This is a genomic window from Mesorhizobium sp. ISC15 (genome assembly GCF_037162615.1).
Classification (GTDB): Bacteria; Pseudomonadota; Alphaproteobacteria; order Rhizobiales; family Rhizobiaceae; genus Mesorhizobium; species Mesorhizobium mediterraneum.
This window is the reverse complement of the sequence record NZ_JAVSPX010000001.1, coordinates 6,358,464-6,372,969: the sequence shown is the minus strand read 5'-3', so window position 1 is coordinate 6,372,969 and position 14,506 is coordinate 6,358,464. Positions and strand designations below refer to the sequence as shown.

At 60.4% G+C, this 14,506-nt stretch carries 11 protein-coding genes and 1 pseudogene; 7 read left to right on the top strand and 5 right to left on the bottom strand.

What is annotated here, in order from left to right; all coding sequences use genetic code 11:
- The first annotated feature begins 42 nt into the window (after positions 1-42).
- Together RPG13_RS30690 and RPG13_RS30685 are read left to right on the top strand one after the other, a co-directional pair.
- The gene (locus RPG13_RS30690; protein ID WP_135937843.1) at positions 43-762 is read left to right on the top strand and encodes a LuxR family transcriptional regulator; all 720 of its coding nucleotides are present in this window, start codon (positions 43-45) and stop codon (positions 760-762) included.
- Positions 763-854: 92 nt separating this feature from the next.
- The gene (locus RPG13_RS30685; protein WP_127212116.1) at positions 855-1,487 is read left to right on the top strand and encodes an acyl-homoserine-lactone synthase; all 633 of its coding nucleotides are present in this window, start codon (positions 855-857) and stop codon (positions 1,485-1,487) included.
- Between the two features lie 364 nt (positions 1,488-1,851).
- On the opposite strand, the gene RPG13_RS30680 is transcribed toward RPG13_RS30685, so the two are convergent.
- Complete coding sequence (locus tag RPG13_RS30680; RefSeq protein ID WP_337126751.1) at positions 1,852-2,100, bottom strand: DUF6074 family protein; 249 nt, start codon at positions 2,098-2,100, stop codon at positions 1,852-1,854.
- A gap of 714 nt (positions 2,101-2,814) precedes the next feature.
- On the opposite strand from RPG13_RS30680, the gene RPG13_RS30675 reads away from it, so the two are divergent.
- Positions 2,815-3,339, top strand: coding sequence for a Crp/Fnr family transcriptional regulator (locus RPG13_RS30675; protein WP_337126750.1), 525 nt, complete (start codon positions 2,815-2,817; stop codon positions 3,337-3,339).
- Positions 3,340-3,829: 490 nt separating this feature from the next.
- Here the strand turns inward: RPG13_RS30675 and RPG13_RS30670 are convergent, their stop codons facing one another.
- A complete protein-coding gene (locus tag RPG13_RS30670) occupies positions 3,830-4,219 on the bottom strand; it encodes a hypothetical protein (RefSeq protein ID WP_287067237.1) in 390 nt (129 codons plus the stop codon).
- Positions 4,220-4,929: 710 nt separating this feature from the next.
- Between RPG13_RS30670 and RPG13_RS30665 the strand changes: the two genes are divergently transcribed.
- The 4 genes and pseudogenes from RPG13_RS30665 (at position 4,930) to RPG13_RS30650 (ending at position 9,334) form a co-directional block, all read left to right on the top strand.
- On the top strand, positions 4,930-6,012 hold the full coding sequence (locus RPG13_RS30665) for a cation:dicarboxylate symporter family transporter (RefSeq protein WP_442921368.1): 1,083 nt from the start codon (positions 4,930-4,932) through the stop codon (positions 6,010-6,012).
- 561 nt (positions 6,013-6,573) lie between these two features.
- The gene (locus tag RPG13_RS30660) at positions 6,574-7,362 is read left to right on the top strand and encodes a DsbA family protein (RefSeq protein WP_337126749.1); all 789 of its coding nucleotides are present in this window, start codon (positions 6,574-6,576) and stop codon (positions 7,360-7,362) included.
- 350 nt (positions 7,363-7,712) lie between these two features.
- Positions 7,713-8,381 (top strand): annotated as a pseudogene (locus RPG13_RS30655) (ArdC family protein); the annotation flags it as partial.
- 53 nt (positions 8,382-8,434) lie between these two features.
- Positions 8,435-9,334 carry an ArdC family protein gene (locus RPG13_RS30650; protein WP_292721428.1) on the top strand — a complete coding sequence of 300 codons (900 nt, stop codon included), beginning with the start codon at positions 8,435-8,437 and terminating at the stop codon, positions 9,332-9,334.
- Between the two features lie 419 nt (positions 9,335-9,753).
- Here RPG13_RS30650 and RPG13_RS30645 read toward each other — a convergent pair whose 3' ends face one another.
- The 3 genes from RPG13_RS30645 to RPG13_RS30635 all read right to left on the bottom strand — a co-directional run bounded on the left by RPG13_RS30645 (position 9,754) and on the right by RPG13_RS30635 (position 14,434).
- Positions 9,754-11,352 (bottom strand): hypothetical protein, encoded by a 1,599-nt coding sequence (locus RPG13_RS30645; protein ID WP_337126748.1) that lies wholly within the window; start codon positions 11,350-11,352, stop codon positions 9,754-9,756.
- Between the two features lie 224 nt (positions 11,353-11,576).
- Positions 11,577-13,361, bottom strand: a complete 1,785-nt coding sequence (locus RPG13_RS30640; RefSeq protein ID WP_337126747.1) for a site-specific integrase — start codon at positions 13,359-13,361, stop codon at positions 11,577-11,579.
- A complete protein-coding gene (locus RPG13_RS30635) occupies positions 13,361-14,434 on the bottom strand; it encodes a tyrosine-type recombinase/integrase (RefSeq protein WP_337126746.1) in 1,074 nt (357 codons plus the stop codon). Before RPG13_RS30635 ends, RPG13_RS30640 begins: the two co-directional genes overlap by 1 nt.
- Between the last annotated feature and the right edge of the window lie 72 nt (positions 14,435-14,506).

Sequence of the window (14,506 nt, the reverse complement as noted above, 5' to 3'; positions counted from 1 at the left end):
CGCCCGGCTTCCAGCAACCTCCGCGAGGTACGCAAAGCGCAGATGCATCGCGTATTTGAAACCTTGGTCGAGCAACTCTCTGCAAGCGTCGATGCCGTCGATCTCCATGAGGCAATGGCGTCCGCCGCAGCCGGGTTCGATTTTCCGCTCTTCGCTTATTTCACCTACCCATCCGCTTCCGGCGACACGCCGCGATTGATCTCGAACTATCCATCATCATGGACATCACATTACCTGCAACTGCGCTACCACAGCGTGGATCCCGTGATCCTGCGGGGACTGCGGGGCTGGGATACCTTCGACTGGGGTGTGGACCGCGATCACCGTTATTTGCCGACCTCGCAGCAGGAAGTCCTGGAAAAAGCAGCTGAGTTCGGCATTCGCGGCGGACTGACCATGTCGATGCATGATCATCGCGGCCGGTTCGCCGCACTGACCTTCGCCTCCAACGAGGCGCATCCGCCACTTTTGAGGTCGCTGACGCGCTACGAAAAAGCAATGCAGCTGGTTGCGATCACCGTTCATATCCATGCCCGGCGCAGGCTCGCCGAAGATTGCGTGGTAGATGGCATAACGCTCACCCCGCGGGAGTTCGAGTGCCTGAAATGGGCGGCGTGCGGCAAGTCGGCCTGGGATATCAGCCAGATTCTCGGTGTCTCGAAACGCACCGTGACCTTCCATCAGGAAAACGCCAAGGCGAAGCTTGGCGTGCGAACTATCAACCAGGCCATAGTGCGGATGGCTGCTCGGGCGAGATCCTGATCCTCTCCAAGGCTAGCTGTAAAGGTCTACAGGCTGCATTAATGACGGCTTTGCGCTTCGATTGCGTGGACACATCCCGCACGGAGACGACAATGATGCAGCTGATAACACCCGACTGCTACGCCGAGTTCGCGAGCGAACTCAGGGAAATGCACGGGCTTAGGTATCGGGTTTTCAAGAAGCGGCTCGATTGGGAAGTGCAGACCGAAGGCGAAATGGAAACGGACCCGTTTGACAGCCTGAACCCCGTCTACCTGCTTCTCAAGGGGTCCGATTGGCGAACTTGCGGCTGCGTCCGCCTTTTGCCGACCACCGGACCGACTATGTTGCGCGATACGTTTCCGGCGCTGCTGGATGAGATGGTGGCCCCTGCGAGTGCCGATATCTGGGAGAGTAGTCGTTTCGCGCTCGATCTCCCTCCGACAGCGCCGAAGGCTGCTGGCGGCCTGGCACAAGCAACCTACGAGCTCTTCGCGGGCATCATCGAATTCGGCTTGGCCAACAATCTCTCCGGGATCGTAACGGTGACAGATACGCGCATCGAAAGGATCCTTCGTCTCGCGACCTGGCCGTTGTCACGTATCGGACAGCCCAAGCAGGTCGGCAACACCGAGGCAGTCGCCGGCTTCCTCGAGATTTCCTACGCCAGTCTCTTGCGCATCCGCTGGAGGGGACGCCTGAACGGGCCGGTGTTGTGGCAACCAGTTCTCATCCAATCGGCATAGCGCCTGCGGATGCTCAGCCGTGACCTGGGTTAAGTCTGCTCACGGCCGCCACCGCCCGCCGTCAAGCTGAGCGGACCCGGACCCACGAGCATTCGACTGTTCCGGTCGATCGACTCGCGCGGCCGGACTTCGGATTTCCGTAGGCGCAACCCGCAGTCCAGCGTGAGCACGCCAAAATGGCGCCCGTCCGCTTGGAAAGAAGCCAATGTGGCTTCTGAGGTCGCCTTGGAATATTGGACCGGCCGCCGTGAGCGATCCCAACCTCAAACCTTTGCCGGTATGCCGGTTTGGCCGGACCGTCGGCCAGTCGGAGCAGTCCCCCGATAAGGACCCGAGCTGACGCGCGATCCAACAGCGCCCAAGCCTATGCTATGTGCATTACCGTTCGGTTGGCCATATCGTCCAAGACCGCATGAAGAAGGCTTCCAACCTCCTGCGCAGCGAACTCTGGCGCAATTCCTACATCGGACAATTGAATGAGCATTTTCTTGGCAGCACAGCGCCAGAACGCATTCGCCGCCTCGCCGCTCTTGGTCTCGAGGGCCTGGGCGATACTTTCGACCAATGTGCGTCGCCGATGCAGCGGAAATACGCAAATGTTTGAGTCATGCATCAATCACCTCACAGTTTCAGTTCCACAAAGAAAACACCGGCGTCTTCAAAAGCGCCGCGCTAGCGCGGTGACGGTTCGCGGCGACATGACGAGTTCCACTTCCCCTCGACAAGCCATTGGGCGATGAGCCGCCGGACCGCACATCCGGACCGCACATAAGGTGAACCACCATTGCTGATCCGGCTGCGTTTCCTGTGCCGTTCCGCGACGAGGCGTTCCAGCCCGAATTGACGTCCAATGACTTAATTTCTGAAAGGGCAGGGCGGTACGAATCACCCGATTGTTCCGCCGCTTACATTCCTGCGAGCTTGTGTATGAACGATTAAAGCGTGCCCGAGCCGTTCTTGGTGGCCGCAGAAGGGAATCATGTCATCCGCGCCTATCGTAAGGCCGCGCGACTTCTAGCATGGCTGCACTGCCCCGATAGGGCTTTGCAATCGCGCGTTTCGAAGCCTATGCTTTGGCATCGGCCGTCAGTTACTTCGGATGCAGCCGACAGTAAGAGGTACGCGCTCTTGCCCGCATGGGAGAGAGCCTTGCCCGAATCCCTTTTTCGCAACCAGGTGCTGAAATCCCTTTCGCCGGAGGATTTCGCGCTGTTGCGACCATCGCTGCATCACCTCGAACTGGACAAAGGCTCAGTTGGAGATCGCGCATCAGCCGATCAGGAATGTATATTTTCCCGAGAGGGGCATCGCCTCGGTGGTCGCCACCATGACCGGCGGACGGCAATGTGAAGTCGGCATTATCGGATATGACGGGATGACAGGAATAGCCGTCATTCTCGGACAGGACAGCTCTTCCAACGAGACCTATATCCAGGTCGCAGGCAATGGCTGGCGCCTGCCGGTTGAAATCCTTCGTCCTGCGGTTGCGGAAAGCCCGTCGCTGCGCACGTCACTGTTGGACTATGCCCACGCGTTCCTTGTCCAGTCGTCCCGGACGGCACTGGTCAATGGCCACTCCAAAATCGAGGAACGGCTGGCCCGCTGGCTGCTGATGATCCATGACCGCTCTGACGGAGACAAGATCTACCTGACGCATGAATTTCTGGCGACCATGCTCGGCGCCCGCCGTCCCGGGGTCACCACGGCCCTGCAAATGCTTGAATATCCAGGACTTGTCCGTGCCAAGCGCGGCGACGTCACGATTATCGACCGCGTCGGATTGATGGAACTCACGCATGGCGCTTACGGCGAGGAGGAGCAACGTTATTTCGGCCTGGCCACCGCTGCCTGATTGTCCGGTATCGGACATAGGCTTGAAGGCTGCCGAACTCCCGTCCTAGATCGTGTCAGTCAGAGTTTCAGGGAGGCGGGTGAAAAAGCCGCCGAAGCCTATGTTCTGTCCAGAGGCAAAGGCCCGGTTCCTCTCCACCGCCCAGGCGATCCGCGCCATTCGAACGCTTAAGCCGGCGTGCAAAGCGACCGATCGCGAGTTGAGGAATTGGTGGCGGCGACGTCCATCGTTCACGGTGTGCCCCGTCGCCTTCGACGCAAAAACAGCCGATGGAGTAGAACCACGGCTGCATTCCTAGGAGGGCATGCCGCGCCGTCCAGACTGTCAGATCGGGCATTCGTCAGATGGTTGTCCGCTAACTTAACTGGCAGAGTCTACAGGACGTGTCCAGCATTGCGAACTCACCGATCGCTTGGCGGCCAAAGCTGCCGGCAAGCGATCGCCTCATCCAGCCGTCTGCACTATCTCATCACAGACATCATCGGCGATGCTACCTGCCCAGCATATGTCCAGCATTTCGCAGGGCGGCCAGAAGGAGCCTCGCATAGCCTGTGACATCGATCTGGGCCTGCATGGACAGGGGCATGCTGGTCCAGTTCTCCAACGGTGCAATGAAAGGTGAGAAGGTGCCATTGACAAGGCAACAGCAGCTAACAAGGCCCTCTCGGTCCAATGCCACCACACCGATGTTGTCGCCTGGATATCCAATGGCTGCGACTCGCTGGACCTCCAGGTCACCGTCAACCCGCACGTCGAAAAGAAGGCTACCACGGCTCCTCGTGGCTATCTCAGCCGCCTTCTCATCAAAGCTTGAAGAGAGCAAGCGGACGCTTTCCACCGCCATCTGGAAAATCACCAAATCCAGTTCATTCACGGCCATATGGGCAATTGCGCGCAATGGGTGGTGATTGCAATGACACACACTGCTTGTTCACAGATGTCGGTCACGAACGATCATTCGTCGGGTTCCGGTTCCGACCAACGGTGTGGCCACCTGCTCGTGCTGCGGTTCGAACATTCCTAACGCGAGCCGAGCGCGCTGTTGATGAGGATCGAGTCTAGGTCTCGGGCCCTGCCTCGCGGCTTGCTCATCCTTGGCAGACCCCTTGCAACGCCGCCGCGATGGCGCAAACGCCAGATTACGCTGATCCATCGCTTGATCGTGAACTGAGCTTCTGAACACCCTTGGTGGGACAGCAGGGTGGAAGGGCTTGACCAACGCTGCCCCCGTTTTCGAAGAGGGCCCGTCCTCGATTGATTCTTTGGAGCCCCGTGCGGCGCGCAGGCAAATGTTGACGATCTGGACGCAGGTCCCAGACCCCAAGGCAAACAGGGAACCTTCCAGCCAGCCAAGCTGCGCCGAAGCAAAGAGCGACCTTTGGAATTCCCAAGAACTGACCCTTCCATAGTTGACTGGCAACCGCAGCGCGAGTGCGGGGGAGAGCGAACAAGCACTGCGTGAGAGGTCCTGCGCGTTTTCCCCTCTTTGCTATTTGGCACATCGCTTGCGCCGAAGTGGGCGCAGCGTTCGACCGGAGCACTGCATGGAGAAGGAGGAGCCCCACCCCGATCCGGTCAAGGAGAGAAACGGTGTTGGTTCCACAAGTCCCCATAGCGAACGCAGCGGCCCGCAAGCGCCATTTTGCCCGGGCCTGCGTGCAGGTGCTTGCCGGCATCGCCCTGGGGGCTGCAATTGGCTATTTCTATCCGGAGACCGGCGAGAGCCTGAAGCCGCTCGGCGATGCTTTCATCAAGGTCGTGAAGATGATCATCGCACCTGTCGTCTTCCTGACAATTGCGACCGGCATCGCCGGCATGAACGATCTGCAGAAGGTCGGCCGCGTTGCCGGCAAGGCGATGGTCTATTTTCTCACCTTCTCAACGCTCGCACTTGTCGTCGGACTTATCGTCGCAAATGTCGTTCAGCCTGGCGCTGGCCTCAACATCGATCCGGCTTCGCTCGATCTCCAGGCAGTGAAGAGCTTTGCGGCCAAGGCCCACGAGCAGTCCGTGACCGGTTTCCTGATGAACATCATCCCGTCAACCATTCCCGGGACCTTCGCGGACGGCGACATCCTGCAAGTCCTGTTCTTCTCGGTCCTGTTCGGCGCGGTCTGCCGCTACAACGGCCGCTCGATCACCGGCGCCACGCATTCGGTCGTGGGTCTCATTCCATTCAATCTGGACGGCACGAATATGATGCTCGCCGCCCTCTTCATCGCCCAGGCGACGAAAACTGATCTGCCGATCGGCTGCCGGATCCTGATGCTGTTTGTCGCTTTGTTCCCTTCGAACGGAACAACCCGCATTACCGGTGCAGGCCTCGTCACAATGGCTGCAACGCTCTTTCTTGTTCCGGCCGCACCGGTCACCTCCGTGGGGCTTATTCTTGGCGTCGATCAGCTTATGTCCGAATGCCACGCGCTGACGATTTTTCTCCGCAGCGTAGCGGCAACGCTGGCTGTCGCCCGGTCTGGGGCGAGCGGGATAAACGACGATTCGGGGAGCGCCTCACGAGCGGACCGTTCAGCGCTCTGGCGGTGGACGGTCAAGTCGCCCGGCGTGGTGAACGCAGTCCCCGCGCGAACGACGCTCAGCTATTGGCGTGGGCCCGATGGCGCAAAGCCGTATTTGAGAAACCGCCAGATCGCACCGGCACCTGTGCGCCTGTAGCAACTGCGGGGCACGATCCAAAGCGACCCCATTTTACACCAAAAAGGCGGGCCGTTGCTGCCACGCCGTCCATGGATTGGAGCCTCATGTCTAAGACAACTGCCATCACTCTCGCGGTTCTCCTTTTTCTCCTCGCCGTGCTGCTTTCCGTGCTGGCGAGCCATAATAGCGCGCACCCGCACGGGCGGGAAAGGCCGCCCCCGACCATGCAGTCGTGCCAATAGACAGTCAAAAGTGGAGCGGCACTCGTCAACGACCCCGCTTCGCCAATCGCCGGCAACCCGGAAGGTCCGGGAACCCTTCAGCGCTCTGCCGGGTGGACGGTCAGTCGCCCGGCGTGGTGAATGGCGGTCGCGGTTGCCCGGCCCGCGCGAACGACGCTCAGCTGGTGGGGTGGGCCCGATGGCGCAAGGCCATCTTTCCAGAAACCGCCAGAGCGCACCGGCATCGATAGCTGTCCGCCCTCGCGACTGCGCCCTGTGGCAAGTGCGGGGCTCGATCAAAGCATTTTACAGCAAAAGGCGTGCCGTTGCTGCCACCCCGTCCATGGATTGGAGACCCATGTCTAAGCCGACTGCTATCACTGTCGCAGCTCTTCTTTTACTCCTCGCCGTGCTGGCGAGCCAATATAGCGCGAACCTGCACCGGCAGGCGTGGTCGATCGAGAGGCAAAAGTGGAGCGGCGCATTCGACAACGACCCCGCTTCCCCAATCGCCGGCAACCCGCAAGGCGATGCCGTTCTGGTCATATTCAATGACTACCACAACTGTCCGCATTGCAGACTGGCAGATCTCAATTACCAGAAAGCCATCAGGGATGATCCCAATCTGAAGCTTGTGTACAAACAGTTGCCGGTCCTGGGACCGGATTCCGAATTCGCAGCCGTAGCGGCGCTCGCCTCCAGAAAACAGGGAAAGTATGACGAATTCCACCGCGCCCTTATGGCTTTCCCCAGTCGGATTAACGAAAGGATCACTCTCATGATCGCAGCACGTGTGGGCCTCGACGTTGAGCAGCTCAAGCGGGACATGCAAGATCCGGCCATGGCAGATGAATTTGCTCGCACCCGGGCACTCGCGAAAGGTCTGCACATCCTCGGTACGCCCGCTTTGGTGGTCGGCGATAAAGTGATCGCCGACTGGTCGACATGGCCAGCTTGCAACGCTTGCTCGCCGATGCGCGCTCAAAGCGCGCTGGCTCTCGTGCGGGGCAGCATCTGTAGATCGGCCACGCTGTTGTTGCCGGAGCGTGCCGTTTGTGGCAGCTGGCTTTGCTGTTGCTCCTCGGCATCTTGTTGCGGTCATCCAGCTGCCGTGGGCGCCAACAACAATCCTGAGCGCCGCGCCTGAAGGCGCTGGCCGGGTGCTCGTGAACCGAGCCCGCTTTTCTTCGCCAGGCTCAGGCGGTCTCGGCCCTGCGGCTTCGCCCCCTGGCGCGGGGCAGCCTTCGGCTGCTGACGGTCGCCGGCCTGTCGGCCGGCGTCGTTTTTATCGTGGCCTTCCCCGGTGGCGCAGGGTGGGCAGCACTCCCTTCTAGGCCCGCCGCGGCGTCCCGCAACCCTTCGCTTTCGCTTCGGGTCCTCCACTCCGTTCCGGTCCTGCGGATGCAGTCCGCCTCCGACGTCGGGCCTTTCCGGTCGCTTTCGCCGCCCACCCCGCTTCTGGGGAGGGCGCGCGATTGAAGAGCGGAGGACATCACGGTGCGTGCAAACAACAAACGTTGCGGCAGCCGACAGGCTGGCGCAGACAGTGGCGAGCGCACCGGCGCCAGCCTTTATCAGGAAATCACCGACCGCATCATTGCCGAACTGGAGCGCGGCACCGTGCCATGGGTCAAGCCGTGGCGCAGGGCAAGGACAGGCCTCGGCCTGCCGCGGAATGCGGCCACCCAGCGCCGATATTCCGGCATCAATATCCTGATCCTGTGGGGCGGGGTCATCGATCGCGGTTTCCCCAGCCAGAACTGGCTCACCTTCCGGCAGGCGCTTTCCCTAGGCGGCAATGTCAGGAAGGGCGAGCACGGCACCACCATCGTTCACGCTGACCGCTTTGTTCCCAAGAACGAAAAGCAACGCGCCGACACCGATGGCGACGAACCGCAGGCGGTGCCCTTCCTGAAGCGCTTCACCGTCTTCAATGTCGCGCAGTGCGATAATCTGCCCGAACATCTTTACGCCGCCGGCGAGCCTCTGCCTGAGCGCGAGATGGTCCCGCAGGCCGAGGCGCTCATTCATGCAAGCGGCGCTGATTTTCGCATCGGCGGCGAGCGCGCTTTCTACATGCCCGGCAGCGACACCATACAGGTGCCGCCGCAGCCGGCTTTCTTCCACCAGATCGACTATTACCGGACCTGCTTTCACGAGTTAGGTTTCATCTCAAGTGTCCTTGTAGATGCAATACCTTTCGCAGGGAGGGCCTGACCATGGCTACTCTCAATCGCGCAGACGTTTACGCCCGCATCACTGAGGAGATTGTCGCAGCTATCGAAGCTGGCGCCGGCGAGTATGTCATGCCTTGGCACCATAATGGCTCCTCGACAGCGCGGCCCGTCAACGTCGCCTCCGGTAAGGCCTATCGGGGCGTGAACACACTCGCCCTGTGGGTCGCTGCGCAAAGCGCCGCGTATCCGACAGGCCTCTGGGGAACCTATCGCCAGTGGCAGGCGCTTGGCGCTCAGGTGCGCAAAGGCGAGCGCTCCACGACGGTCGTTTTCTGGAAGCAGGCCGGCGGTGACAGCGACGAGGATGATAGCGGCTTGGATGATGGGGCTGAGCGCCGCCGCTTCTTTGCTCGCGGCTATTCCGTGTTCAACTGCGCGCAGGTCGATGGCTACGAGCCGGAACCTATTGCTGCGTACTCAGAAGAAGAACGCGTCGCCCATGCCGATGCTTTCTACGCCAACCTTGGCATCAACACCGTCTATGGCGGCAATGAAGCCTATTATTTGCCATCGGCTGATCGGGTCCATGTCCCAAGTTTCAGTTTATTCAGGGATGCTGCGTCTCATTATAGTGTGCTTTTTCATGAAGGGCTCCATGCCACGGCAGCCAAACATCGACTTGATCGCGATCTATCCGGACGGTTCGGCTCCGAGGCCTATGCCATGGAGGAGATCATTGCCCAAGTAGGATCATCGATGATCCTCGCAGACCTTAGTATTGCGGCGGGTCCACGACCTGATGATGCCTCGTACATCTCAAGTTGGCTAAAGGTCCTGCGCAATGACTCTTCCGCTATCTTCACCGCCGCCAGCAAGGCTCAACAGGCGGCCGACTGGATGCATGCTCGGCAGCCATCCAGCCAGGTCAGCGCAGCGGCCTGACAGACAGTTCAGCGGCGGGCGCCGTTGCCGCGCGCCGCTGCAATGAAGCCAGTTGCCCTTCGGCAACCCTTGCTCTGTGCAAAAGGGCAAGGCTCTCGGTTGCCAACTGTCGCTTTTCTTCGGCGTGCCGACGGGCGTCCGATCGCAGGAGCGCAATTTCTGCTTCCATCTCTTGCACTCTTGCAGCCAGATCCTTGGCCGGCCCCGGTGCCTGCGAAGCTGCCTCGATTTCATCGAGGATGTCGCGGTGTGTCGTGTAAAGCGGATTGCGGCTCTTGCCTGCCTCCCGTGCAACGGAAGCCGGACTGATCCGCACTACGCGACCCTGATGATCTGGGTGGCGTCCTTCGCCGCGGGCCAGACGAGCAAGAGCAGCACGATAGGAACGGGCAGCAGACATTGCTGACGGCGACCGCGGATCAGATGTGCTCATCATCTCCTCCGATCCTGTTCAACACGTATTCGCACTGGTCGATCGCTTCTGTGAGAACGGCGGCCGTCATCGGATTGGCACCCGGCATCAAGGCTTCATTGCGGGCGCGCCGGTCCCGCCAATACGGTGCATGACGCGCCTCGATCACCATGTTGGCGCACCCCAGGCAGACCGATGGGCTCCGGCCTGCCTCGCTCGGCGCAACTTCGCCGCCGCATCGGCTGGTTTCCGACTGGAAGACACACCAGCCGTAGTCACAGGCATGGATCCGCAGGTCCGTTTCCTTCAGCACGAACTCTATGTAATCGCGCCTCACTTGCTCGCCGGCGCGCCCCCGGAAGCGCTCGTTACCCGCGACAATCCGTTCGCCCATCCGTCCCGCGAGCCGGTCGCTCACCAAGAGCCTTCCCATTGCTGTTGCTGTCTCTTCGCGGCTTTCATGGTCGATGAGCTGATGAAGATCGAAGTCGCTGCCGACATATCCGCGCGCGGTCATCGCGACCGATGCGTGCTTGTAATGCTCGGCCAGACCGAGGAGCTGCGATCGGTCTTTACGCGCGATGAAGCGCGCGAAGGTTTTGCGGAACTGGTGAGTGCTGAAGGGCCAAGGCTTTCCTTCATGCAATGGCACTCCAACATGACGAGCAAAATCATTGATCCGCCAGCCGATGTGCATCTGTGTCACCGGTACGATCTCGCCGTACTGCGTATTTTTCACAAGGAAGAGCTCGCGTCTGCCCGACGCCTCCCGGAACGGCTCGCTCAATTGCTCGAGCAGCGCGACCGCTGTCACGACAGGTTCTGGAGCGATCCAGCGCTCCAACCGCCCGCCATGCTGGTCGACGGTCTTGAAGAGCCTGGCCACGACATAGGCCTGCTCGACGCCGGTTTCGCCGATGGCGCGGAACTCGATTGCGCCAACCTCCATCGAGAGGATTTCGCTCACGCGCATCCCGACGAAGCCGGCGATGACGATGTAACAGGCCTCGGCGAGATGGGTGGCGGCGTGGCGTACGGCATAGGCGCCGAGCAGTGCTTCACCGGCGGGGCCTGTCAGGTTTTCGGCGTGCAATGCTTTTCGAACCTGATCTGAAGCCTGCCTCTTCGTCCCTCGTGTCAGCCCATCTTCTTGGGCTTCGCGACGGATGTTTTCCGCTTTCACGATAGTTGGGCCATGCTCTTCGACCCATTGCAAGGCGATGTTAAGCAAAGAGATTGCGATGGCGTCGGGGATGAAGGGAATCGCGCCTTTCGTTGCCGGCGTCAGTCCCGCCGCTTCGTAGGTTGTTTCCAGCGGTAGGGGATCGATCAACGGTGCATCTTCGAGCTTTGCGCGTTGCCGATAAAGGTCCTTCAGCACCACCATGTAGTTGACGATGGTGTTGGCGGTAATGGGCTTTCCGCCGTATCCCGGCCGCGTCAAAAGCCAGCCACGCAACCGCTCCACCGCCGCGGCATCGATGCTGCTGAACGTCTCCAGTCCATCGATCGCCATCCACCTGATCATGGCTTTCAGAGGGATACTCTTGCGCTGCACCGTGCTTGCCGAAAGTCGTTTTCGACCTGTCGGCGGATTGACGATCATGGACCAGAGGAACTGCTTTGCTGCAACGTGGAGGGCAATCCAGGCCTTTGTGCTGATCAGCGCTTCCTTCGGTACCGGCAGCATCCAGCCTATTCTGTTCTGATCGGCGCGCCGGCCAGCCGTTCGGATATCAAGCCGCCATTCGTTGTCGCCAAAGCGGCTCCACGGCGACACCGCTGCATCCATCCACGTTGCTATTGAGGTAGCCTTATCAAGCCGCGCTTTCATTCAATCACCGGCAAAGCTGGCGCCGTCATGCCAGACGCCGCAAGGTGCAGTTCGGGAGAGAAGCGCGACAGGATGTCGTTCTCGAGGATTTCCAGTTTCGGTGCATAAAGAAGCCTCCACCGGTCTGGCGCCAATGCCTTGCGCGCCGCAACGAGGGCATCCCGGGTGGACAGCAAGCGTGCCAAAACGTCCGGATCGAGCGGGATCACAGCATTCGGGCAGGTGAAGCAGCCAAGCCAGGCCGTGCAGAGACGCCCTGCCTTCTGACCTTCTGCGACACCTGCCAGAGGATCGCTGCAGGTGAACCCTGCGGCAGTGGCGTGTCGGGCGTTGATCGGCTTCGTGTCGAGTTCGATGTGCTTGTGGCCATCATCCGCGCCTCGAACAACGTCGACGAAGCGGGTTTGAAGATTACCGATGATCCGTTCTTGCATCCTGCGTACAATCGGCCGATCGACATATCGCTGCGTCGTGTCCGGCGTGGCGTGATTGGCGAGTAGCTGAGTTTTCAGGATATCGTGGCCAAGCGCCTCATGCGCCAGTGTAAGTCCCGTTGGGCGCAATGCCGCCAAGGTCAACGCAAGAGGCGCGCCGCTCTCATCAGCAAGCCCATGGCGCTGGGCGAACAGCCGAACATGTTTGCTCATCAGATAGCCGGGTATCAGCTTGACCGCCCGCGTGCCGTTTATGCTTGCCGCCAGGAACAGCCGATCGTGATCTTTCGCAGTGACATGCGCCAGCAGTGGTGCTGTCATCGCCAGAACGCGGTCGATCAGGTTCGGCACCGAGAGGCTCTTGTCGCGTAGGAAGCTGCGCCGTTGCATCCGACTGGAACGGCCCTTCGCCCAGGTCATGACCTCGCGTCCATCGAGCAGCAGATGCTCGCTCATACAGTCCCGCCGCAGCTCGCGAAGCGCTTCAGGGTTGGCATAGCACTGAGCGCCGATGGCGATCATGTAGGGAATGAGCGTTTCGGGCAGGGTATGAAGATAGCTGGCGAGCTTCTGGTTGCCACCGTGTCTGAGCGATGCGAAGTGAAGCCGCCAGCGGCCCGTGCCCCTCTCCAATGTGACGTTCTGCGGAGGAACGAGACCGCCATAGTGCTCAACGATGACAGCAAGCATCACGCCGAGATCATCGAGATCGAGGCGGCTAAGATCGTACTCCCGCGCGATGATCTTACGATCGACTTGCGAGAGCAGAGCTTGTCCTGTTTGGAAAGTCGACCAGCTCTCCTCGATATCTCTCCTGGCCGCGACTAGCACCGCTTCCATTTCCGATCGGTTCAAGGCGTCACGTGGTCGCGTCTCTGCGTTTTTCCGAGGAAAGGCGTTGAACGGAATCTCCAGATTGGGAGCCACGAACTCTGGCCGGTACCGCTTCAACCAGCGGACCATTTGCTTGAGCACCGACCAGATGCCGTGGCGCGTGCCTTTTGTCCACGATTTGGCATCGAGCCATGCGATGAACGATCTTAACACGTCCGAAGTGACCTCACACATTGAGACGAGAGAGGGCATTTGCTCATCCAGGAATCCGAACCAGCGACGAAGTAGGTGGAAGGCGCTCTCCCGCGTTGCAGCGCTGTGGCCCGCATGATGTTGTCGGAAGGCGAGTGCAATTTCGGCGGCGACCCCAGGCCTGTTGCTATAGACCGAGAAGTCGAAGCTGCGCTCCAGCTTGCCGTCGGGATCAAGGAAGTTGACGATCAGAGAACCAGGAACGCCCGCCAGCGGTAGCGGTGATGGCGCGAGCCGATAATCCTTGCGCCGCCGGACCATTATAGAAGGGCCTCGTAAAGCTCATCGACCGATGCCTCGACAAGGGTCAGATCGGTTGCCAGAACGCGCAGGTAAATGGCGGTTGTGGCGAGGTCGGCATGCCCCAGGAGCACCTGCAGGGTCAGGAGCGGATTAAGCTCCTGCTCGTGCTGTGCCCGCCGCTGGAGGAACCGAAGCATCGATGTTGCAAAGGTGTGGCGCAGGGCATGGAAGCTCGCGGTGACGCCTGCGGCCGTGGCAGCTGTGGTGAACATTGCGCCGATACGCCGCGAACTGATCGCGCTCCCGTATTCCGTAAGGAATACCGCGTCCGGTTCCACATAGTCGGCATGTCGCGATCGCGCACGCCGGACAATGATGGTGCGCTCTTCACGCATATAGGCGCGGGTCCTATCGACCAGAGGCGATGGTGGATAAACGGTCCGAGGTTTCCCACCCTTGGTCTCCTCAATCTTGATGGCTGTTAGGGCATCCGAGTTGGATCGCGGCATCGCCCGTTGTCCCAATCCGGCGACTTCCATCCGGCGCATGCCTGTGGAGACGGCCCATTCAACGATCAGTCGGTCCCGTGATCCCAAATTGGCCATGACACGCCGCAGCGTGGCCGGCGAAAGCGGTCTAGGAAGCGTCGGCGTGTGTCGGACAGTCAATTCGTTGACGACCTGCGGTCCACCCGTCGCGTCAACGTGCGCAAGAAAGCCTTGCGGCCGGCTCCGCGACAAGGCCAGTTCGCTCGCAGTGAACGGAGCATTTTCGGTCAGGCCAGCATTGACACACCATCGGTAGAACAGAGCGAGCGTTCTGATCCGGCCATTGATAGTGCTCCTTGCAAATGCTCGCCTCGTATGATCGCTGCGACCGGAAAGCATCCGGTCGCGGTAAGCGGCGATTTCCGCCACCCCGATCACATTCCAGGCCCACTCATTGGCTTCGAGTGTCTGCCACCAGTCGTAGAGAACCTCGCCGTAAGTCCGCCACGTCTGGACGCTGCGCGTCCGTCCTCTCACAAGGGCAACATGCAATAACCAGGCACAGGCTGGTTCAACCAGCCGCATCTCGCGATCGAGCAGCATCGGAACGTGCGGCCGAGGAATACCGTTCGGCGCAAAGTCATCGGTGGTGAACATCAGCTCTGCCAAACAGGT

Excerpts from the sequence above, each read along its gene's own strand:
- RPG13_RS30650 (WP_292721428.1), top strand. The coding sequence starts at position 8,435 with ATGGCTACTCTCAATCGCGCAGACGTTTACGCCCGCATCACTGAGGAG.
- RPG13_RS30685 (WP_127212116.1), top strand. The coding sequence starts at position 855 with ATGATGCAGCTGATAACACCCGACTGCTACGCCGAGTTCGCGAGCGAA.
- RPG13_RS30640 (WP_337126747.1), bottom strand. The coding sequence starts at position 13,361 with ATGGTCCGGCGGCGCAAGGATTATCGGCTCGCGCCATCACCGCTACCG.
- RPG13_RS30690 (WP_135937843.1), top strand. The coding sequence starts at position 43 with ATGCATCGCGTATTTGAAACCTTGGTCGAGCAACTCTCTGCAAGCGTC.
- RPG13_RS30635 (WP_337126746.1), bottom strand. The coding sequence starts at position 14,434 with ATGCTGCTCGATCGCGAGATGCGGCTGGTTGAACCAGCCTGTGCCTGG.
- RPG13_RS30675 (WP_337126750.1), top strand. The coding sequence starts at position 2,815 with ATGACCGGCGGACGGCAATGTGAAGTCGGCATTATCGGATATGACGGG.
- RPG13_RS30645 (WP_337126748.1), bottom strand. The coding sequence starts at position 11,352 with ATGATCGTCAATCCGCCGACAGGTCGAAAACGACTTTCGGCAAGCACG.
- RPG13_RS30660 (WP_337126749.1), top strand. The coding sequence starts at position 6,574 with ATGTCTAAGCCGACTGCTATCACTGTCGCAGCTCTTCTTTTACTCCTC.
- RPG13_RS30670 (WP_287067237.1), bottom strand. The coding sequence starts at position 4,219 with ATGGCCGTGAATGAACTGGATTTGGTGATTTTCCAGATGGCGGTGGAA.
- RPG13_RS30680 (WP_337126751.1), bottom strand. The coding sequence starts at position 2,100 with ATGCATGACTCAAACATTTGCGTATTTCCGCTGCATCGGCGACGCACA.